This is a genomic window from Streptomyces sp. ID05-39B (assembly GCF_033794725.1).
Lineage (GTDB): Bacteria > Actinomycetota > Actinomycetes > Streptomycetales > Streptomycetaceae > Streptomyces > Streptomyces bobili.
Map to the genome: position 1 here is coordinate 1 of NZ_JARGEF010000142.1, position 20,982 is coordinate 20,982.

Annotated in this window: 20 protein-coding genes; 10 read left to right on the top strand and 10 right to left on the bottom strand. The window is 71.0% G+C overall.

The genetic code is table 11. The features are described 5' to 3' along the window. Positions 1 to 174 precede the first annotated feature (174 nt). Positions 175 to 948, top strand: a complete 774-nt coding sequence (locus P1P75_RS26345; RefSeq protein ID WP_086772774.1) for an IclR family transcriptional regulator — start codon at positions 175 to 177, stop codon at positions 946 to 948. Next, positions 945 to 1,793: an SMP-30/gluconolactonase/LRE family protein gene (locus tag P1P75_RS26350; protein ID WP_319259648.1), complete on the top strand. Its 849-nt coding sequence runs from the start codon at positions 945 to 947 to the stop codon at positions 1,791 to 1,793. The genes P1P75_RS26345 and P1P75_RS26350 overlap by 4 nt, the downstream gene beginning before the upstream one ends. 76 nt (positions 1,794 to 1,869) lie before the next feature. Here the strand turns inward: P1P75_RS26350 and P1P75_RS26355 are convergent, their stop codons facing one another. The 6 genes from P1P75_RS26355 to P1P75_RS26380 all read right to left on the bottom strand — a co-directional run bounded on the left by P1P75_RS26355 (position 1,870) and on the right by P1P75_RS26380 (position 8,712). Next, the gene (locus tag P1P75_RS26355; protein ID WP_319259651.1) at positions 1,870 to 3,258 is read right to left on the bottom strand and encodes an FAD-dependent monooxygenase; all 1,389 of its coding nucleotides are present in this window, start codon (positions 3,256 to 3,258) and stop codon (positions 1,870 to 1,872) included. A gap of 146 nt (positions 3,259 to 3,404) precedes the next feature. Next, on the bottom strand, positions 3,405 to 4,598 hold the full coding sequence (locus tag P1P75_RS26360; RefSeq protein ID WP_319259653.1) for an MAB_1171c family putative transporter: 1,194 nt from the start codon (positions 4,596 to 4,598) through the stop codon (positions 3,405 to 3,407). Beyond that, on the bottom strand, positions 4,595 to 5,848 hold the full coding sequence (locus P1P75_RS26365) for an MAB_1171c family putative transporter (RefSeq protein ID WP_319259655.1): 1,254 nt from the start codon (positions 5,846 to 5,848) through the stop codon (positions 4,595 to 4,597). The genes P1P75_RS26360 and P1P75_RS26365 overlap by 4 nt, the downstream gene beginning before the upstream one ends. Next, a complete protein-coding gene (locus P1P75_RS26370; RefSeq protein ID WP_319259657.1) occupies positions 5,845 to 6,354 on the bottom strand; it encodes a toxin in 510 nt (169 codons plus the stop codon). Before P1P75_RS26370 ends, P1P75_RS26365 begins: the two co-directional genes overlap by 4 nt. 361 nt (positions 6,355 to 6,715) lie before the next feature. Continuing rightward, on the bottom strand, positions 6,716 to 8,092 hold the full coding sequence (locus tag P1P75_RS26375; protein ID WP_319259691.1) for an MAB_1171c family putative transporter: 1,377 nt from the start codon (positions 8,090 to 8,092) through the stop codon (positions 6,716 to 6,718). A gap of 5 nt (positions 8,093 to 8,097) precedes the next feature. Then, positions 8,098 to 8,712 carry a toxin-antitoxin system, toxin component family protein gene (locus tag P1P75_RS26380; RefSeq protein ID WP_319259660.1) on the bottom strand — a complete coding sequence of 205 codons (615 nt, stop codon included), beginning with the start codon at positions 8,710 to 8,712 and terminating at the stop codon, positions 8,098 to 8,100. 459 nt (positions 8,713 to 9,171) lie between these two features. Between P1P75_RS26380 and P1P75_RS26385 the strand changes: the two genes are divergently transcribed. From P1P75_RS26385 to P1P75_RS26410, 6 genes are all read left to right on the top strand, one after another. Continuing rightward, complete coding sequence (locus P1P75_RS26385) at positions 9,172 to 10,521, top strand: extracellular solute-binding protein (protein ID WP_319259663.1); 1,350 nt, start codon at positions 9,172 to 9,174, stop codon at positions 10,519 to 10,521. After that, on the top strand, positions 10,518 to 11,459 hold the full coding sequence (locus P1P75_RS26390) for a sugar ABC transporter permease (protein ID WP_319259665.1): 942 nt from the start codon (positions 10,518 to 10,520) through the stop codon (positions 11,457 to 11,459). The genes P1P75_RS26385 and P1P75_RS26390 overlap by 4 nt, the downstream gene beginning before the upstream one ends. Then, complete coding sequence (locus P1P75_RS26395; RefSeq protein ID WP_319259668.1) at positions 11,456 to 12,355, top strand: carbohydrate ABC transporter permease; 900 nt, start codon at positions 11,456 to 11,458, stop codon at positions 12,353 to 12,355. Before P1P75_RS26390 ends, P1P75_RS26395 begins: the two co-directional genes overlap by 4 nt. A 41-nt stretch (positions 12,356 to 12,396) precedes the next feature. Next, a complete protein-coding gene (locus tag P1P75_RS26400; protein ID WP_319259693.1) occupies positions 12,397 to 13,326 on the top strand; it encodes an arabinan endo-1,5-alpha-L-arabinosidase in 930 nt (309 codons plus the stop codon). A 177-nt stretch (positions 13,327 to 13,503) separates the two neighbouring features. Continuing rightward, positions 13,504 to 15,018, top strand: coding sequence for an alpha-N-arabinofuranosidase (locus P1P75_RS26405; protein WP_319259671.1), 1,515 nt, complete (start codon positions 13,504 to 13,506; stop codon positions 15,016 to 15,018). A gap of 34 nt (positions 15,019 to 15,052) precedes the next feature. Continuing rightward, on the top strand, positions 15,053 to 15,514 hold the full coding sequence (locus P1P75_RS26410) for an Rrf2 family transcriptional regulator (protein ID WP_319259674.1): 462 nt from the start codon (positions 15,053 to 15,055) through the stop codon (positions 15,512 to 15,514). Positions 15,515 to 15,719: 205 nt separating this feature from the next. Here the strand turns inward: P1P75_RS26410 and chvE are convergent, their stop codons facing one another. Further along, positions 15,720 to 16,805, bottom strand: a complete 1,086-nt coding sequence (gene chvE / locus P1P75_RS26415; RefSeq protein ID WP_319259676.1) for a multiple monosaccharide ABC transporter substrate-binding protein — start codon at positions 16,803 to 16,805, stop codon at positions 15,720 to 15,722. A gap of 557 nt (positions 16,806 to 17,362) precedes the next feature. Here chvE and P1P75_RS26420 point away from each other — a divergent pair. Then, complete coding sequence (locus P1P75_RS26420) at positions 17,363 to 18,013, top strand: DUF4360 domain-containing protein (protein WP_319259679.1); 651 nt, start codon at positions 17,363 to 17,365, stop codon at positions 18,011 to 18,013. 44 nt (positions 18,014 to 18,057) lie between these two features. Here P1P75_RS26420 and P1P75_RS26425 read toward each other — a convergent pair whose 3' ends face one another. Both P1P75_RS26425 and P1P75_RS26430 read right to left on the bottom strand, forming a co-directional pair. Next, a complete protein-coding gene (locus P1P75_RS26425) occupies positions 18,058 to 18,342 on the bottom strand; it encodes a DUF397 domain-containing protein (RefSeq protein ID WP_319259695.1) in 285 nt (94 codons plus the stop codon). 350 nt (positions 18,343 to 18,692) lie between these two features. Continuing rightward, a complete protein-coding gene (locus tag P1P75_RS26430) occupies positions 18,693 to 19,601 on the bottom strand; it encodes an NAD(P)-binding domain-containing protein (RefSeq protein WP_319259682.1) in 909 nt (302 codons plus the stop codon). 81 nt (positions 19,602 to 19,682) lie between these two features. Here P1P75_RS26430 and P1P75_RS26435 point away from each other — a divergent pair, with 81 nt between their 5' ends. Further along, complete coding sequence (locus tag P1P75_RS26435; RefSeq protein ID WP_319259685.1) at positions 19,683 to 20,054, top strand: helix-turn-helix domain-containing protein; 372 nt, start codon at positions 19,683 to 19,685, stop codon at positions 20,052 to 20,054. Between the two features lie 400 nt (positions 20,055 to 20,454). Here the strand turns inward: P1P75_RS26435 and P1P75_RS26440 are convergent. Continuing rightward, positions 20,455 to 20,982: hypothetical protein (locus tag P1P75_RS26440; RefSeq protein ID WP_319259688.1), on the bottom strand; the 528-nt coding region annotated here is incomplete at its 5' end.

Genomic DNA, 20,982 nt, shown 5'->3' on the forward strand with positions numbered 1-20,982 from the left:
CCCCACGCGCATCCCCGCACCCTCCCCGCACGCAGCGCCGCACCAGTCCCGTCACGCATCCACGCCGAGGCCATTGCCCGGTGCCGCGCTCTATGGCTAGCCTGTGTTCGTCATGCCGATCGTCTGTTGAAATTTCGAACGCAGGCTCAAACGAACCAAGGGAGGGAGCCGGCCGTGGGACGACTCGTACCTGCCGTTACCCGGGCTCTCGACATTCTCGAGCTCTTCCTCGACGGGGACGGGACCCTCTCCGCCCCTGACATAGTGCGCCGGCTCCAGCTGCCGCGCACCACCGTGCACGAGCTGGTCACCACGCTCGCCGCCCGGTCGTACATCGTCACCGTGCCCGGACAGCCCGGACGCTACCGCCTCGGCGTGCGGCCGTACCAGCTCGGCAGCCGGTACGCCGAGCAGCTCGACCTGGCCGCCGAGGGCCAGCAGGTCGCCCGGACCGTGGCCGAGACGTGCGACGAGACGGTCCATGTGGCGATCCTGGAGGGCACGGACGTCATCTACATCGCCAAGGTCGACTCCACGCACGCCGTCCGCATGGTGTCGGCGGCGGGCCGTCGCCTCCCCGCGCACTGCACCTCCGTGGGCAAGATGCTGCTCGCCTCCCTCCCCGACGCCGAGCTGACCGCGCGGGTCCCCGACGACGCCGACCTGATCGCGATGACGCCCAACAGCATCACCGAGCCTGACGCGCTGCGCGAGGCCCTGGCGGAGATCCGGGAGCGGGGCATCGCGGTGGAGAACCGTGAGTCGAACCCGGACGTCAGCTGCGTGGCGGCCCCGGTGCGCGACCGCACCGGCCGGGTCGTGGCCGCGCTGTCGATCTCCGTGCCCATGATCCGCTGGAGCGACGACCGGCGCATCGAGCTGGAGCAGCTCGCCGCCAAGGGCGCGGCGGAACTGTCGGAACAACTGGGCTACCGGAGCGTGGCATGAGACACGTGTTCGACGTCGCCGTCCGGGCGGAGGCCACCCTCGGCGAGGGTCCCACCTGGGACCCGGCCACCGGCCGCCTCCTCTGGCTCGACATCCTCGGCTCGCGCCTGCACAGCTACGACCCCGCGACGGGCCGTCGCGGGGTCCGCGTCACCGAGCAGCACGTGGGCGCGGCCAAGCCGCGTGCGGGCGGCGGCCTCGTCCTGAACCTCCGGGACGGCGTGGGCCTCCTGGACGAGGACGGGAGCTTTTGCTGGCTCCACCACGAGCCGGTCCCGGGCCGCCGCGCCAACGACGCGGCGGTCGCGCCCGACGGCTCGCTCTGGGTCGGCACGATGCGGTACGACGAGGCGCCGGGCGGAGGAACGCTGTCCCGTGTCACCGGGGACGGTTCGGTCTCGGTGGTCCTCGACGACGTCGCGGTGAGCAACGGGACGGGCTGGAGCCCTTCCGGCACGCTGATGTACTACATCGACTCCCCGACCCGCCGCGTCGACGTCCTCGACCACGCCGACGGGCGGGTGACGAACCGTCGCCCCTTCGTCGAGATCGAGGACGGCGCGGGCTTCCCCGACGGGCTGACGGTCGACGCGGACGGGTGTGTGTGGGTGGCGTTGTGGGCGGGCGGAGCGGTGCGCCGGTACACCCCTGAGGGTGTGCTGGACCGCGTGATAGAGCTGCCGACTCCGCTGGTGACGGCCTGCGCGTTCGGCGGCGCCGGTCTGACGGATCTGTACGTCACCACCGCCCGGGTGGGCCTGGAGGCCCCCCATCCGCTGTCGGGCTCCCTGCTGGTCGTCCCCGGCGCGGGGCAGGGCGTGGCCCAGCCGGCGTTCAGCGGCTGAGGGGACGCGGCGGGGGTGGGGCCGATCCGCCCCCACCCCGCCCTTCCTCAGTTCCCCGGCCCTCGCGCGAACTCCGTCACCGGAGTTGCCGCAGCACCGCCCGCTCCGCCTCTGTCAACGGCGGCCCCGCCGCGGCCGGCAGCGACGGGCCGTTCAGGGTGGCCAGCAGGGCCGGCGGGCGCAGCAGCCGCTCCGGGCCCGCCGTGAGGCTGGTGACGTCCCAGAGCGCAGACGCCGCGGCGTACGACCCGGTGGCCGTGCGGACCACCCGCCGGGTGAATCCGGTGACCAGCCGGTCCGCGACGGTCGGGGCCCCGCCGCGCGTCCCGGGGAACCAGACGTCCTGGCTGACCGCCATCGTCCAGGCGGCCTCGACCGACGCCGCCGCCCCCCGCTGCACCCGCCGGGCGAGCCCCGCCGAACCGACCCCGCCCCGCCGCAGTTCCCGGTGCAGCACCTGCGCGCCGAGCGCGGCCACCGACATGCCCTGTCCGTACGCCGGGTTGAAGGTGGCCAGCGCGTCGCCGAGCGAGACGAACCCCTCGGGCCACTCCCGCATCTTCTCCAGGTAGCGCCGCTGGTTGCTGGTGCTGCGGCTGACGTGGATGTCGGTGAGCGGCTCGGCGCCGGAGATCAGCTGCCCGACGAGGGGATGCGGCAGATCGAGGGTGTACCGGAGGAACCCGTCCGGGTCGGACGGCGGTTCGCCCCCGCCGCGTGTCCCGGCGAGGCTGACCATCCACCGGTCGCCCTCGATGGGCAGCACCATGCCGCTGCGTCCGGGCAGCCCCTGGTACGGGTCGGCCTGGATGATGGTGAGCGGGAACCGCCCGGCCCCTTCGGGGGTGCGGTAGATCCGGGTGGCGTTGACGAGGCCCGCGTCGACCGTCTTCTCCCGGACACCGTAAATGCCCAGTCCGGACAGCCAGTTGACGACCCGCGACCCACGCCCGCTCGCGTCGACCACGAACTCGGCGTCGATCACCTCGTCCCCGTCGGGCGTGGAGACCCGTACGCCCGTGACGCGCTCCGCGTCGCCGGTGAGGGCCAGCGCCTGACCCTTGCGGACCTGGGCCCCGGTGTTGGCCAGTACGGCGCCGCGGACCGCCCAGTCGAGCAGCGCCCGGCTGCAGGTCATCATCCGTGGGCCTTCGCGCCGCCAGCGCCGCATCCAGCCCTCGGGGGTGAGGGCGATCACGCCGGAGCTGAGGGATATCTCGCGGGCCCCGGCGGCGAGCAGGTGCTTGCGCATGCCGACGCCCGGCACGAGGTCCTCCATGGCGGCGAGCCCGCCTGCCATGAGCAGGTGGGCGTGCCGGCCCTGCGGCAGGCCCTTGCGGTGCTCGGGCCCGTCGGGGAGGTCGTCCCGTTCCAGCACGGTCACCTCGTCCACGACGGTGGACAGGGCCGCCGCGGCCAGCATGCCCGCCAGGCCGGCACCGATGACGACAGCTCTACGGGACATGGGGCTCCTCGTACTCGGCCACGAAGGCAGGCAGGCAGACAGGCAGGGCAGAACGGCAGACAGGCAGCAGATGACGGACGGTCAGGAGGTCAGGAGGGCAGGTGGGTCAGGCGGGTCACGGAGAGCCGGGCCGGGCCGGGCAGGCATCACGAAGGCGGACTCTCAGCCGCCATGGATGGCTTCACCGTACCTTCACCGACCGGGCCCTGGGCCGGAGTCCGGGCCAGAGCCTGGGCCAGCTCGACCAGCCCGGCGGTGCCGGACACCTCCGTGGCGTGCAGCCGGTGGGTGCTCGGCGTCGCGCACGGCGCCTCGTGCGCGGCGGCCCGCCGGGCGGCCTCGGCGAGCATGGCGGCCTCCGCGGCGACCCGAGCCTCGTGCGCGGTACGGCGCTCGCCGAGGGCGGCGGCGAGCACCCGCGACCGTACCCGGTCGTCGAAGTAGGGGGCGAGGGCGAGCAGCGCGTCGTGGATGGCGACCTCCCGCCAGTGCAGCCGCTCCTCCGGCAGCCGCCACCAGGACACGGGCGGCTTGGGCGCCACCGACACGAAGCCCACGCGGGTCCACAGGGGGCGCAGCCGCCGGTGGTCGCGCAGTCCGCGCCCGTGCGCGACGGCGGCCGGCAGCAGCCGGGGCAGGACATAGCCGACGGAGAAGAGCAGCGCGGCGAGGGCGGCCATCGGCGGGGCGACGTTCGTGGAGAGGAAGTCGAGGTCGTGTCCGGTCCAACGGGCCACGACGGCCGTGTACTTGGTCAGCTGGAAGCCGAGCAGGTCCAGCAGCGCGCCGACGATCATCAGCAGCAGCCCGGCCCGTAGCAGCCCGGTGACCTCGCGTGCCCACTTCAGGCAGACCACGGCCATCGCGACGATGGCGGCGGTGTGTCCGAGCAGGTAGAGCACGATCATCTCGCGCATGTACGGCGTGTTCGCGTAGTAGGTGTCGAGGTCCGTGAGCCGTTCGGTGGGCGCGTCGGCGAGCGTGAACAGCACGATCAGGGTCACGATCAGCGGCGCGTACACGGCGATGCGGCGCAACACCTGGCGCCGTACCCGCTCGGGCGGCCCGCCCCGCCAGTAGGCGAGCAGGACCAGCACCGAGCAGCTGTACGCCGAGAGCATGCCGTACGTCAGCGGGGCGCCGAAGTTGGGGATGCCGGTGAGGTCGTTGACGGCGGCCAGGGTGACCGGCGCCGAGCAGACGAAGACGACCGCGCCGAGGATGATGGTGACGCAGGTGGAGGCGGTGAGGGGGTTGGGCGAGGCCGACCCGGGCCGGCGGAACAGCACGGCGGCGGAGAGCAGGAGGACGGCGCCGGCGAGGTAGACGACGAGGCTCACGGCGTCGACCGCCTCTCGGCCACGACCGCCGCTTCCGCTTCCGCAGGGACTTCCGCACGGACTTCCGCCGAAGCCTGCGCCGCGGCGGCCCGGACGAGCGGCTCGCCGGCCAGCGCGTCGGCGATGCGCACCAGCGCGGCCGGGTCCGTGGCCCGCTCCAGGAACCAGTCGGACGCCCCGAGACCGCCGCTCCCGCTACCGCCACCGGTGGGCGCGGCCGGCCCCGCCTGGGCCTCCCGTCGTACGGCCGCCGCGATGACGGTCGCCCAGGCCGTCGCGGCGGCCCGCTCCGCGTCACCGCTGCGGTGCAGCGCGGCCCGCAGCGTCACCTCGTACAGCTGACGGTCGGCATAGGCGTCCAGGTAGGTCAGCGCGTTGTGGATGCTGGTCCGGCGCCACACGAGCCGGGTGGCGGGCCGGGCCCAGCGGGGCGGGGGCAGCCGCAGGGCGTGGCGGGTGAGGACGCCGTCCAGTTCGCGTTCCAGGGGTTCGAGGCGGGCGTAGGTGCGCCGGGTCCGCCGCCATTCGGTGAGCCGGGGGCCGGCCAGCGGGACGAGGACGCCGACGACCGTCAGGAGCGCGCCGAGTCCGGCCGCCGCCGGGGAGGCCCTGGTGACCAGGGAGGACCAGTCGTGGCCGGTCCAGCGGGCGGCCACGGCGGCGAGCCTGGCCAGGCTGTACACGGTCCCGCAGAGCGCGCCGAGGCCGAGCGTGACGAGGCCCGTCCGCAGCCGGCCGCGCACCTCGCGCGCCCAGCGCAGGGCGGAGACGGCGGTGACGCCGGCGGCGGCCAGATGCCCGAGCAGGTAGAGCAGGATCATCTCGCGGAGGTAGGGGGTGTCGGCGTAGTAGGTGTCGAGGTCGGTGCGCCGCTCCACGGGCGCGTCGCCGAGCACGAACATCGTGGCGATGCCGAGGACGAGCAGGGTGTACGCCAGGATCCAGCGCCGGGCGGTCCGGCGCACCCGCGGGCCGCCACGCCAGTGCACGATCAGCACCTGGGAGGCGGCGCTGTAGCCGGTGATCGCGGCGTACGTCAGTGGCGCGGCCAGGTTGGGCACCCCGCTGAGCCGGTTGACGGTGCCGACGATGGGCGGGGCCCCGAGAAAGAAGCAGAGCCCGGCCAGGCCCAGCACCGCGCAGATGGAACGCAGGTAGGGGTCGTGCCGGTGGCGCAGCAGGTCGGGGGCCCGAGCCAGCAGGCCGAGCCAGAGGGCGGCGGCGCTGAGGTAGTGGGGCAGACCGTTCATCTTCGGGTCCCCCGGTAGTTGAGGGCCGCGCCGATGCGTCCGGCGATGTCCTGGGTGTCGTCGCCGCGGTCGGCGTACACGGAGTCGGCGGAGGCCTCCAGCCAGGTGCGCAGCCGACGGCCCATCAGCATGCCGAAGCGGTCCGCCTCCTGCTCGTCGGAGAGGGTGAAGTCGGTGCGGGCGGCGGCGGCCGGGGCGGCACCGGGGACGGCGTCGGCCTGGCGGCGGTGCATGTGCCACACCTCGTGGCAGAAGATCACGATCTGGTGCCAGACGGCGGCCCGTTCGTCGATGACGACGTCGTCGTGGTTCTCGCCCTCCAGCCAGAGGCCGCTGGCGGTGTGCGGCGGGAACACCGCCCGGTGCACGACGATCTCGCGGCCCCGCCAGCGCGCGGCCGCCTCGACGACCGCGTCGAACAGGACATCGGGCTCGGCCGGGACCGGCACGCGGATGGGAGTGATGAGCGTGTCGGCGAGGCGACGCATCTCCCTGTTCGTACGCACGGTTCTCCCCGTGGCTGTGCGGGTCTTCCGGTCCGTGCAATATGCCAGGACCTGTGCCGTGCAATATGCCAAGACCTGTGCCGTTTCAGCTACCTCGGCCTCCGCGGAGGGGAGAATTCGGCGCGAACTAGGCGGGGAGGAACCGGCTGTAACGGGTGAACGGGATACGGCGCTCCGGCACCCGTGGCCGAAAACCCCCGCTGCCCGGCGCCAGAACCCTTCCTCCCGCCCGGAACGACCCGGGTCCCGCCCGCGAGTTCCGGCCTTTGTCGGCGGGTGTGCGGGGCCGGTGAACACCAGGTGGAGGAGGCGCGCGCACGCCTGCCGGGCGGGCGTGCTCGACACGCCGCTCCCGGCCCCGCTAACGCTCGCTGTCCCCATGCCCCACGGGGTCCCCGGCCCGCCCTCCGTCCGCAGAAGCCGCAGAAGCCGCGGCCCGCTCCCGCACCGCCCGCACCTCGTCCGGATGCCCCAGTGCACGCGACACCGCCCCGATGTCCCGCAGCAGATCGGTCGTGTCGGCTGCGCCGGAGCCGGAGCCGGAGCCGGAGCCCGAGCCCGAGTCGCTGGGCGAACCGGCGACGGAACCCGGACGGCGGGAGCCGGAGTCGTCGCCCGCGCCGTCGGGTTCCCGCCCCTGGCTCCTCGCGTCGGCCGCGTCCAGCACGGTCACCGCGGCGGCCAGCGCCTTCGCCCGCTCCGGCGGATGACCGAGGGCGAGGGCGGCCTCGTACGAGCGTGCGCGCAGGTCCGCGTCGACGAACCGGGACAGGGCGAGCAGAGCGTCGCGGATGAACGTCTCCCGGCGGATCAGGCGCAGTTCGGGCGGGGTGCGCAGGACGCGGGGGACTCCGCCGCCGCTGCCCGCCTTCATCAGCCGGTACAGCGGCCGGAGTTCGCCGACGGCGTCGCGGATCTGCCGACGGTCGCGCAGGTACTGGCCGGTGTGCGGGAGGATGAACCCGACGGCGATCAGGATGGCGGACAGGCAGGCCAGCGGCGGCGCCACGGCCGTGCTCAGCCAGTCCAGCTCCCGTCCGGCCCAACGGCCGCCCACGGCGCTCAGCTTGGCCGCGTCGAAGGCCAACTGGAGGGCGTAGCCCACGCCGAGGAACTTCAGCCCCCAGCGGAGCAGGGAGTCGAGTCCGTCGGTGCGCACCCAGTTCCATACCAGCGCGTGGGTGATGAGCGTGGCCACGGTGTGCGCGAGCAGGTAGAGCACGATCATCTCGCGGGCGTACGGCGTGTTCGCGTAGTAGGTGTCGAGATCCCGCAGCCGTTCCTCGGGCATGTCGGCGAGGGCGAACAGGATCCACAGGGCGGCGATGACGGTGGCGTAGGCGCCGAGGACCCAGCGCATGGCGGCGCGGGTGCGGGGCGAGCGGTCGGACAGGCCGTTGCGCCAGGTGATGATCAGCAGCAGGCACGAGCCGCAGAACGCGGTGAGCAGGGAGTACACCCAGGGTCCGGAGATGTTGGGCACGCCGGTGACCCGGTTGACCCAGCGAATCGTCGACGGCGCGACGAACACGAACACCGACAGGGCGAGCACCAGCAGGCCGCCGACCGCGCGCAGCAGCGGGTCGGTCCAGAGCCGGATGATGCTGGGCAGCTTGATGGCGAGGGCGGCCGCCAGGATGCCGGCCGGGATCCACCAGAACGACGGGTACAACTCGTTGACGAAGCCGGCCGGTGTGAGGGCCTGCGGTTCGGTGAGCCGTGCCGCGGCGGGGGCCAGGTCGCTCACCGCCGGTCCGTGCCGTTGCGTCCCCGGTAGCCGAGGGACCGCTGGACGGGGTCGAGGGGAGCGGCGGCGGTGTCGTCGCCGCCGTGCAGCAGGGGCCGCAGCGTGGCGGCGAGCCGGTGGCCGAAGTCCTCGGCCTGGCCCTCGTCCTGGGCGCGGGAGCCGTTGCGGGCGGCGACCGCGAGGGCGAGGTCGCGCCAGGCGGGCCGTACGGCGAGCGCGCGGGCGGCTGCCGTGCCGGTGGTGCCGCGGTGGTCGTGCCCGGCGTGCAGGTGCCACAACTCATGGCCGAGGATGACGAGTTGCTGCACCTCCTCGGCCCGCTCCTCGACGATGACCAGGTCGAAGTGCTCGAACTGCACGCACAGCCCGGTCACTTCGATCTCGTCGGGGAACCGCTCGAAGCGCAGCTCGACGGGGCGCCCGCCGCGCAGCGCGGCCAGTTCCTCGCACAGTGCCTGGGACACCTCCCGCACTCCGGCCGGGGTCCGGGGCCGGGCACGCAGTGCGGCGGACAGTTCGCCGGCGAGGTGACGCATGGCGGGTCCGGTCCTCGCGCGCCGCAGCGCCGAGGCGATCCGGGCAGCCGTTCCGCGCACGCCCGCGATGTCCATCCGGTCCCCTTTCCCACCGCCTCGCGGCAGCCGGTTTCCGAGGCTACGCGGCCGGACGTGTCCCCGTCACGTGATGCCGGCCCGCAGTGGCGCCTTCACGGAAGCGGGAGCGGCGCCCTCCCGGAAACCTCCAGCCGCGCCCTCCCGGAAACCTCCAGCCGCGCCTTCACGGAAACCGGAGCCGCAGCGTTTCGGGAACGGGAGCCGCGCCCTCACGGAAACCGGAGCCGACGCGTTCGGAAGCGGAGGGCGCCGTCCCGGAGACCTGAGCCGCACCATTTCGGAAACGGGCTGCACCTTCACGGAATCCGGCGGCGCCTTCACAGAAAGCGCTATCAGACTTTCCGTCGAAAGTTGCCGGAAGTCGTGTCGGAACCATTGACGTGACGGCGCATCGAATTTACGGTCCCGTTCGAAGTTACGGGCATGATTCGAGATACCGAACAGTAAGGGCAGGGCATGGGACGACCTGACCTGAGTCGCAGGCGACTTCTGGCCGCCGCAGGCGGCCTGACCGTCGCGGGAAGCTTCGGCTTCGCGGCACTCGGAACCGGAGCCGACGCGCTCGCCTCCGGAGCGGACACCCGCGTGCGCTACTGGAACCTCTTCAGCGGCGGCGACGGATACAACATGATCGCGATGCTGGACACCTTCCGTGAGGACAACCCAGGCATCGACGTCAAGGACTCCACCCTCCAGTGGGGCAGCCCCTTCTACACCAAGCTCGCCATGGCCGCCGCGGGCAACCGCGCACCGGACCTCGGCGTCATGCACATGGGCCGCGTCACCGGCTTCTCACCCGGCCGCCTCCTGGACCCCTGGGATGTGCGGCTGCTCGCCAAGTACGGAGTGCGGGAAGCCGACTTCACCCCCGCGCTGTGGAAGCGGGGCGTCATCGACGGCAAGCTCTACGCCCTCCCGCTCGACATCCACGTCCAGCTCTGCTTCTACCGCAAGGACGTGCTGAAGAAGGCCGGCCTGCTAGGCGCCGACGGGCGGATGGTCCCGGTCACCTCGACCGACGAGTGGTTCGACGTGCTGAAGGAGGCCAAGAAGGCCACGAGGAAGGGTCTGCAGACCCTCGGACTGCACGCCAACGACCAGAACTTCATGTGGTGGTTCTTCGTCGCGTTCTACACCCAGCTCGGCGGCACCTACTTCAACGACGCCGCCACCGAGGTCACCTTCGACACCGACAAGGCCACCGAGGTACTGGAGTTCCTGCGCCGGCACGTCACCGAGGGCTACTCCACCGCGGGTGCAGCCGACGGCGAGCAGTTCATCAACGGCGCCCCCTTCACCTGGGAGGGCAACTGGTCGGTGCCCGTCTTCTCCGGCGCCGAGCTCGACTACGGCGCCACCCCGCTGCCGCCCGTCTTCGGCGAACAGGCCACCCACGCCGAGTCGCACTCCTTCGTCCTGCCGCACCAGTCCGAGCGCGGCGGCGCCACGAACGAGGCCGCCCACCAACTCGCCGCCTACGTCGTCCAGCACGCCCAGCAGTGGGCGGCCGGCGGCCACATCCCCGCCTACACGCCGACGTTGTCCACGGCCGCGTACAAGAAGCTGAGCCCACAGAACGAGTACGCCTCGGCGATGGACCACCAGGCCACCGAGCCGAAGGTGTGGTTCGCGGGCTCCACCGGCATCCTCGCCCAGCGCGTCGGCCCGATCGTCGTCTCCTCGACGATGGGCTCCGCCGAGCCGAAGGCCGCCGCCCGCCGGATGAAGGGCATGCTCACCGAGCTGCTCGCCTCGAAGAACCCCATGGACGGCAGAACCGCCGCGCAGGGAGGTGCGGTCGCATGACGACGACCGGCGCAGAAACCGTATTCCGTCCGGCGCGCGCGAGGACCGTCGCGCTGAGTACCACCGTCCGCCGCAGGCAGGGCTTCCAGCACGGCGGCTGGTTCGTCGCCCCGTTCCTGGTGCTGTTCGCGCTCTTCGTGATCTGGCCGCTGCTGCGCGGCGTGTACCTCAGTTTCACGGACGCCAACATCTCCGGCGACAGCACGAGCTTCGTCGGCCTCGACAACTACCGCGAGGCGGTCGACGACCCCCTGGTGTGGGACGCGCTCGGCCACAGTGGCTACTTCACGCTGCTCGTGGTGCCGTGCATCACCGTGCTCGCCTTCCTCCTCGCGATGCTCGCCCACCACATCGAGCGCGCCAAGTGGCTGTGGCGGCTCTGCTTCTTCGCCCCGTTCCTGCTGCCGTCCACGGTCGCCGCGAATCTCTGGCAGTGGCTGTTCAACCCCGGCACCGGAATGATCAACTACGTCTTCGGCATCGAGACGCCCTGGCTGACCGACAAGTCGTACGCCATGCTCGCCGTCGTCATCTGCACCCTGTGGTGGACGGTCGGCTTCAGCTTCCTGCTCTATCTCGCCGCGCTCCAGGGCATCCCCGCGCACCTCTACGAGGCCGCCAAGCTGGACGGCGCGAACGCCTGGCACCGCATGGTCCACATCACGCTGCCGATGCTGCGCAACATCACCGGGCTCGTCGTCGCCCTCCAGATCCTCGCCTCGCTCCAGGTCTTCGACCAGGCGGTCGTGATGATGGACTTCGGCACCGGACCCGAGGAATCGACCCGCACCTTCGTGCAGTACACCCTCGAAGAGGGCTTCACCAGCTACCGCGTGGGCTATGCCTCCGCGATCTCGATCATCTTCTTCGTGCTCATCGCGGCCGTCGCCCTCGCGCGGATGTGGCTGCTGCGCAACCGTGAGGAGGGCGGCAGATGACCACCGCCGCACAGACCGCCACGCAGACGGCCGCCCGGACCGCCGCACCGGCACCGGGCAAGCCCCGCAGGCGGCCCTGGACGCCCAGCCAGATCGTGCTCACCCTGCTCGGCGCAACCGTTTCCCTGGTGTTTCTCTCGCCGCTGGTCTGGGCGGTGTTCACCTCCCTGAAGGCGGAGACCGAGGCCGTCGAGGTGCCGCCGCACTGGCTGCCGAAGGACTGGACCGGCCAGGCGTGGTCGGCCATGTTCGAGTCCGGCAACATCACCAACTGGTTCGTGAACTCCCTCGTCGTCTCCGTCTGTGTGACGGCCGTGGTGCTCCTGGTGGCCGCGCTCGCCGGCTACGGCTTCGCCCGCACGGAGTTCCGCGGCAAGGGCTCCCTGATGGGCGTGGTGATGGCGGGCCTGATGGTCTCCCCGGCCGTGCTCGGCGTGCCCCTGTTCACCACCGTCCAGCAGATGGGCATGGTCGACACCTACTGGGGCATGATCCTGCCGCAGTGCGCGCCCGCCGCGATGGTCTACATCCTCTACAAGTTCTTCCAGGGCATCCCGCGGGAACTGGAGGAAGCCGCTTTCATCGACGGCGCGGGCCGCTGGCGGGTGTTCTTCACCATCGTGGTCCCGCTCTCCCGCCCCTCCCTCGCGGCGGTCGGCATCTTCACCTTCATCGCCTCGTGGAACAACTTCCTGTGGCCGTACATGGTGACCAACAACCCCGACCTGATGACCATGCCGAACGGCATCGCGACCGTCATGAACTCCTACGGCATCCAGTGGGCCCAGCTCATGGCCGGCGGCCTCATGGCGGGCCTGCCGCTGATCATCGTCTTCGTCTTCTTCCAGCGCCAGATCGTGGCGGGTGTCGCACACACGGGATTGGCGGGACAGTGACCCTGCGCACCACCCTCACCGCCGTGGCCACGGCGGCCCTCATGGCCCTGCTGCCCCACGCCGCCCAGGCCGCGGACAGCTACCCCGACCCCCGCCCCGTGACCGGCCAGCGGATCATCCACGACCCCACGGTCATCCGCCTCGCCTCGGGCGGCTACGCGGCCTATTCGACCGGCGGCGTCATCGGCGCCCGCCTCTCGAAGGACGGCAGGCAGTGGGACGACGCCGGCAACGCCTTCGCCGAGCCCCCGGGCTGGTGGTACGAGTACAACGACACCGGCGACCCCTGGGCGCCCGACATCTCCTACCGCGCCGGCCGCTACTGGCTCTACTACGCCGTCTCCTCCTGGGGCACCAACCACTCCGCGATCGGCGTGGCCACCTCCCCGTCCGGCCTGCCCGGCACCTGGACCGACCAGGGCAAGGTCTTCACCTCGGAGACCACCGACACCTGGAACGCCATCGACCCGGCCCTCGTCGAGGCCGACGGCAGGCTGTGGATGTCCTTCGGCTCGTACTGGTCCGGCATCCGCATGATCGAGCTGGACCGGCGGACCGGCAAGCCGAGCGCCTCGCAAGCCACCGTCCGCCACCTGGCCGCCCGCCCCGACCTGCCGTACGCGGTGGAGGGCCCGTACATCGTCAGGCACGGCCGCTACTACTACCTCTTCGCCTCGTACGACGCGTGCTGCGCCGGCGTGAACTCCACGTACAAGATCAAGGTCGGCAGGTCCTCGACGGTCACCGGCCCGTACGCAGACAGCAAGGGCACCCCGATGCTGGAGGGCGGCGGCGACCTGCTCCTGGAGGGCCACGGCCGGTACGTCGGCACGGGCGGCCAGTCGGTCTTCCGCGACCGGGGCCAGGACTGGCTGGCGTACCACTACTACGACGCCCAGGACGAGGGCACACCCAAGCTCGGGCTCAACCGGCTGGTCTGGACGAAGAGCGGCTGGCCCCGGGTGTCCTGAGAACGCGAAGCCCACGCGACCGGCCCGCGGCTCCCCGACCCCCTCGCGGACGGACCGCACCCGCAGACGAACGGCACCCACCCACACAGCCGCACCGCAGACGAACCGCACCCACCCGCAAAACCGCACCGCAGACGAACCGCACCGCAGACGAATCGCACCCCTCGGAAGGAAAAGATGCGACCCGCCCGCTTCACCCTCGACCCCGCCTTCACCGTCGGCCAGGTCAACCCCCGCCTGTTCGGTTCCTTCGTGGAGCACCTCGGCCGCTGTGTCTACACCGGTATCCACGAGCCCGGCCACGCCACCGCCGACGAGGCGGGCCTGCGGCAGGACGTCCTCGACCTCGTCCGCGAACTCGGCGTGACGGCCATCCGCTACCCCGGCGGCAACTTCGTCTCGGGCTACAAGTGGGAGGACTCCGTCGGTCCGGCGGAGAGCCGCCCGCGCCGGCTGGACCTGGCCTGGCACTCGACGGAGACCAACCGGTTCGGCCTCTCCGAGTACATCGCCTTCCTGAAGAAGGTCGGCCCGCAGGCCGAGCCGATGATGGCGGTCAACCTCGGCACCCGCGGCGTGGCCGAGGCCCTCGAACTCCAGGAGTACGCCAACCACCCCTCCGGCACGGCGCTTTCGGACCTGCGCGCCTCCCACGGCGACAAGGACCCCTTCGGCATCCGGCTGTGGTGCCTGGGCAACGAGATGGACGGCCCCTGGCAGACCGGCCACAAGACGGCGCAGGAGTACGGCCGGATCGCCGCCGAGACCGCCCGCGCGATGCGCCAGCAGGACCCCGGCGTGGAACTCGTCGCCTGCGGCAGCTCGGGCCAGTCGATGCCGACGTTCGCCGAGTGGGAGGCGACGGTTCTGCAGGAGACGTACGACCTGGTCGACCACATCTCCCTGCACGCCTACTACGAGCCCCTCGACGGCGATGTGGACTCCTTCCTCGCCTCCGCCGTCGACATGGAGTCCTTCATCGAGAACGTGGTCGCCACCTGCGACCACGTCGGCGCCCGCCTGAAGTCGAAGAAGAAGATCAACCTCTCCTTCGACGAGTGGAACGTCTGGTACATGTCCCGCTGGCAGGAGCAGGCGACGACGTTCGCGCAGGACGACTGGCCCGAGGCCCCGCGCCTGCTGGAGGACAACTACAGCGTCATGGACGCGGTCGTCTTCGGCTCGCTCCTCATCGCCCTGCTGCGGCACGCCGACCGCGTCGCCGTCGCCTGCCTGGCCCAGCTGGTCAACGTCATCGCGCCGATCATGACCGAGCCGGGCGGCGCGGCGTGGCGGCAGACGACGTTCTTCCCGTTCGCGCAGGCGTCCCGGTACGGGCGGGGAGAGGTGCTCGACGTCCGGGTGGACTCACCGACGTACCCGACGCAGAAGTACGGCGAGGCCGACCTGCTGCACGCCACCGCCGTGCGCGCGAAGGACGGCTCGGTGACGGTCTTCGCGGTCAACCGGAGCCGTACCGAGGCGATGCCCCTGGAGGTGGCCGTGGCCGGTCTCGGGGTCTCGCGGCTGGTCGAGCACAGCGCGCTCGCCGACGCCGACCCGGACGCCCGCAACACGCTGGAGGACCCCGAGCGGGTCGCACCGCACGTGGTGGACGGTACGGCGGTCTCGGACGGGACGCTGACAGCGACGCTGGAACCGCTTTCCTGGAACGTGATCCGGCTGGCCTGAACGGGACGGTGCCACCTGCCCCCACAATGTCGGTATGAGGATCTCGGCACGGGCGGACTACGCGGTGCGGGCGGTACTGGAACTGGCCGTACGGCAGGGCGGCGGCGACCCGGTGAAGGCGGAGACGATCTCCGCCGAGCAGGGCATCCCGCACAAGTTCCTGGAGGGGATCCTGGGTGACCTCCGGCGCGGCGGCATCGTCGAGAGCCGTCGCGGCGGAGGCGGCGGCTACCGGCTCGCCCGCGACCCCGCGCGGATCACCGTCGCCGACGTGATCCGCGCGGTCGACGGCCCGATCGTCTCCGTCCGGGGCGAACGCCCGACCGGACTGACCTACACGGGCACGGCGCGGCCCCTGCTGCCGCTGTGGATCGCGCTGCGCGCCAACGTCCGCAAGATCCTGGAGGGCGTCACGGTGGCCGACATCGCCGCGGACGCCCTCCCGGCCCCGGTCCGCGACCTGGCGGCGGAACCGGCTGCCTGGGAGAACCCCTAGGGCCTCTCGTTCGGATCATGCCGGGCTCGCGGGGCCTGGCACCGCACCTCGCCGCGTTGTCGTCGGTCCCCAGGGCTCCGCCCTGACTCCCTCCTCCGCCTTGCGATGCTCCCCCACTGCCGAAAGGCGTGGGAGGTACCCCCAGCACCAGACCCCGCTCCCTGATCCGGCCCGATCCAACCGAAAGACCCGGGAGCGCCGGGCGCTACTTGAGCTGTTCTGCGGTGTAGTAACCGGCCAGAACATAGCTGTAGTTGGACTTGTCGACGCTCGCCGGCTGGAGCAGGTAGGCGGGCACGTCCTTGACGCCGTTCTTGTAGCCCCTTCTGTTGTTGATCCTCGGCGTCCTGCCCTTGAGCAGGTCGTCGGCCATGTTGGCGGCGACGGTGGCGAGTTCGCGGAGGTCCTTGTAGACGGTCTGCGACTGCTCACCCGCGATGATCGACTTCACCGAGGCCAGTTCGGCGTCCTGACCGGTGACGATCGGGAGGTCCTTGCCGTTCGGGCCGTAACCGTATTCCTTGACCGCGGCCAGGACACCCAGGGAGATGCCGTCGTACGGTGAGAGGATCGCGTCGACCGTCTTGCCGTTGTACGACTTGGACAGGATGCGGCTCATACGCTTCTGCGCGGTCGCCCCGTCCCAGCGCAGCGTCGTGACCTTGTCGAGCGAGGTCTCGCCGGACCGCACGACCAGCTGCTTGCTGTCCAGGTACGGCTGGAGCAGGTGCATCGAACCGTCGTAGAAGTACCTGGTGTTGTTGTCGTCGGGAGACCCGGCGAACAGCTCGATGTTGAACGGGCCCTTGCCGTCCTCCAGGCCGAGCTTCTCGATGATGAAGCGGGCCTGCTGCCGGCCGACCTGCTCGTTGTCGAAGGAGACGTAGTAGTCCACGTTCGCGGAGCCGAGGATGAGCCGGTCGTAGGAGATCACCGGGATCTTGGCGTCGGCGGCCTGCTTGAGCACGCCGTTCAGCGACTTGTTGTCGATGGCCGCGATGATCAGCGCGTCGACGCCCTGCTCGACCAGCTCAGCGACCTGCGCGACCTGGGCTTTCGGGTCGTCGTCGCCGTAGACCAGCTTGGTCTTGTACCCCTTGGTCTCCAGGTCCTTGACGACGCTCTTGCCGTCGGTGAGCCAGCGCTCGGAGGCCCGGGTCGGCATGGCGATCCCGATGGTGCCGCCCGCCTTGCTGGAGCTGCTCTCGCTGGTCTCGCCGCAGGCGGACAGGGTGAGGGCGAGGGAGACGGCTCCGGCGATGGTGCCGAGGGCGGCTCTTCGAGTGCGCATCGTGATCGTTCCTTGTTCTTCTCGTCGTTGAGGGGGGTCCCGACGCGCCGGTGTCGTACCAGGGGGTACCGGGCGCGTTGGACTGAACGAAGTGGGGACGGGTGCGGCGGTGCGGCCTGGCATCCGGGTCTCGTCGACGCTCGTGATGCCTGTGCCGGCGTGGACCTGTGGGTACGCCGGGCCGTGCCACGGCATTCCGGCCAGGTGAGCGCTGGTTCCCGGTGGACCGGTAAGCGCTTGCCCTCCGTTGTTCGAAATCTCGTCACATGGTCGGAATGATGGCGTGACCCTAGGAGGGAGTGTGAAGAGTGTCAACGGGTCGAACAGGATTGATTACAGAGGGCAGTTGAGGTGAGGGGAGAAAAGGGTTACTCAGGGATACCGAAGTGCCGGTGTGATCGGGGCGGGGTGAATGGCCGAAGTCCGGCCTGGCCGGGCCCGCAGGGCCTCCCTACGATGCGAACGCCCCCGAGGCTTCACAACAACTCCATTGATTCTTCACGGAGTTGGCGTGTCGACCCCTCGGGCGCAGCCACCCCCCGACCCAGGGAGAGACCATGACAGGTGGGCTCCTTCTGAGCGGTGCTGTCGCCGCTCTCATCACCTCCGCCATACCCGCGCACAACCCGTCCTCCGGGTTCGTCGACCCGCCCCCGGACAAGATCGTCATCAACATCGCCACGGTGAACGGCTCCGGCTGCCCGGCCGGCACCGCCGCCATCGCCGTCTCCGAGGACAACACCGCCTTCACCGTCACCTACAGCGACTACCTCGCCCAGGCGGGCGGCAACTCCGACCCCACGGCGTTCCGCAAGAACTGCCAGCTCAACCTGATCGTCCACGTCCCGCAGGGCTTCACGTACGCCATCGCCAGCGCCGACTACCGGGGCTTCGCCCTGCTCCAGCCGGGCGCCAGCGCCGTACAGCGGGCCTCGTACTACTTCCAGGGCTCGTCGAGCACGGTGTACAAGAACCACCCGATCGCCGGTGCCTACAACGACAACTGGCAGGCCACCGACAACACCGACTGGGCGCAGCTCGTGTGGGCGCCCTGCGGGGTCCAGCGCAACTTCAACATCAACACCGAGCTACGGGTCAACGCGGGCAGCTCCGCACCGGGCAAGGTCAGCTTCATGACCATGGACTCGACCGACGGCGACATCAGCACGGTGTACCACATGGCCTGGAAGGAGTGTCCGGGCAAGTAGGAGGCAGGAGCCGCCCGCGGCGCACCTCGCGGGCGGCCCCGTGGTCACGCCCCCGCGTGGGCGACGAACTTGGCCCAGGCGGCGGGGGAGAGGGCGAGCTGGGGTCCGTCGTCCTGGCACTTGGAGTCACGGACGGGGATGTGGCGGGGGAGGGCGGCGACTTCGCCGCCCTCCCCCGAACCGCTGCTGGCGTGGCTGGACTTGCGCCAGGTGAGGGCGATCTCGATGCAGTCATCGCCGGGGGCGCTGGTGTGGCTGGACTTGCGCCGGTCCAGGGCGACTCGGTGCGATCGTCCGATCCCCTGCTGCTGTAGCTGCTCGTGAACCAGTCTGAGGCGGCCTGTTCATGGGCACCTCACTCGGCTGCGTGAGTGGCGAACGCCGTGACGCATGGGCAGGTACCGGGAAGGACTTCGCGCTGGGGCTCGCCCTGATCCAGGGCAGCGTCCGCGTCGCAGTCACCGACACGCGCACGCGCACAGGCTCACACCCGCCCGGACCCGACGCCGTAAAACCCCCGTGCCCGCCGGCCGAGTCAGGACGAGGCCTGTTGATGGTGGACGCGCCGGCGGCCCGCTGGGAGGTGCTGGACCGCGGCCCGCCGCCGGGAAGGACGGTGCGCGCGGAGGCGGATGTACCCGGCCGGCTCGGGATCGTACGGAGAGTTGGTGCCTGACCGTCAGCGGGCGTTCCGGATGCCGTCGATGATGCGGGTCCAGTTGTCCCGGCCGTGTCCGTTCTCGATCGCGCGCCGGTAGTGGGCCTGCACGGCGAGGGGGAGCGCGAGGTCGAGGCCGATCGCCGTGCTGGTCTCGACGATGTGGTCGGCGGTCGCACCCATCATGGCGACCGTGCTGAGGTCGCCGGGGTGCTCTCCGGCGTCCAGCGCGGCGCCGGGGGTCTCTTCACCGGCCCTCAGGATGGCGCCGATCGAGTTGGTGAAGGAGAGCAGCTCCGGCAGCGCTTCCGCGGCCTTCATCCCTGTGGTGCCGAGCATCGCGGTGGCGTGCATGAGCGCGGACAGGGTGGTGAGGAACACCGCGAGCTGGGCCTGGTACATCATCTGGGCGAGGCCGGGGTCCTGGCCCAGATGCCTGGGCGTGGCGAGCGGAGCCAGCGTCGCCCGGTGCTTCTCCATCACCTCGTGGGGGCCGCTGTAGTAGATGTGCGCCGCCTCGGTGCCGACCATCGGGGCGGGGACCATGACACCGCCGGTGAGGAAGGCGGCGTCGTGTCCGGCCGCCCAGGTCGCCGCCTCGCGGGTGCGTTCGGGGGTGTCGGAACTGAGGTTGACCAGCGTCCGGCCGGCGAGTGAGGCGGTGGCGCCGTCGAGGATGTCGTACATCGCCTGGTAGTCGGTGAGGCTGAGGATCACGAGGTCACTCGCTTCGACCGCCTCGGCGGGTGTCGCCGCGAGCGTCGCTCCGTCGGCGACGACGCCGTCGGCCCGGCCCGCGGTGCGGTTCCAGACGGTGACCGGGTGGCCGGCGGTGAGGAGGGTGCGGGTCATCGCCTGACCCATCGGGCCGAGACCGATCACGGTGACGGGGCTGTGCTGCGTGGTGGTCTGGTTCTGTCGTTCGTTCACCCGTTCATGCTCGATCAAGGAAGCTAACCTCGGAAGTACCTACTATTTTCTGCGGTACTTACCTTTTCGTAAGGGGGATCGGTGAGGGCGAAGTCGCCGAGAAGCGGGCCCTACATCTGTGGCATCGACGCCGGGCTCGATGTGGTCAGCGGCAAGTGGAAGGGGCTGATCCTGTGGGAACTCGACGCCCATCCCGTACGCCGTTTCGCGGAGTTGCGCCGGGCTCTGTCCGGAGTGAGCGAGAAGATGCTGACCCAGCATCTGCGTGAGATGGAGGCGGACGGGCTCGTGCACCGGAAGGTCTATGCCGAGGTGCCCCCACGGGTGGAGTACTCCCTGACCGAGCACGGACACACGCTCAACGAGGCGCTCGGGCCGCTCGGCGCCTGGGGGAGCGAACGGTTGCGTCGCGAAGGCTTCGAGGTGGCGCAGGCGGAGATCCCGCAAGGCTAGGCGGGGCGGATCGTGCGGGGTGCGGGGTGCGGGGTGCCTCCGAGGTGCCGCTCGGTGGCTCACCGGGTGCCGCCGCGGGCCCTCTGACGCCGAAGCGCGCCGAGGAGGACGCGGGGGTGGGCGAGCGCGGTCGGTCCGTCGACGAGCCCGGCGACTCGCACAGCGCGCCCGTGACGGCGGGGTCCCGCGCAGCCGCATACTGCGACCGGGTCACGTACGCATGGGAAGTTGCCATGAAAGTGTCTTGGAGAATGAGGGCGGCTTCGACGGTCGCGGCACGTGGCCATTCCCGACCGTCAACCTCGGCGCCACCGCCGCGGGGCTCAACGTTCATGACCCGTTCGGGTTACCCAGAGAATGTGCGGATACCTGCCCTCACACAGCCGATCGCCCTTGGCGGTCAGCCGGGGAAGCGGACCGACTCCAGCACCCGGGCTGTCTCCGCGTGTCCTGTGTAGTCGAGGAAGAGCACCCGGGAGACGGGCAGGTGCCATGCCTGGGGTGCGAAGAGGTAACCGCTTGCGCAGGCGGCCGTCCAGCGGTCGTAGGCCGCCTTGCGGCTGCCCACCGGGCGCAGTCCGGACTCGACCGGCGACGCCGACGTGCCGCTGGTGATGCCGTTGAAGGAACCGTCCGCGAGGGTCGTCGGGCGGACCGGGCAGGGCTGGACGTCGGTGGCCGGGTACCAGCCGCCGGGCTGACGGGCCTGGTAGGGCCTCATTTCGTTGCCGGGGATGGAGCCGGACTTGATGGCGATTCCGGCACAGCCGAACATCGTGGGCAGCCCGGCCCGGTTCACGGGCTGTACGCAGGCGTCGCTGTCGTTGCCGTCCGTCGTCAGCGTCCAGCCCGGGGGTATCTCGAACGTCAGCCGGGCGAAGGAGATACGGGGCCAGGCGGCGCGGGTGCGCGGCGCCTGGCCCCGTAT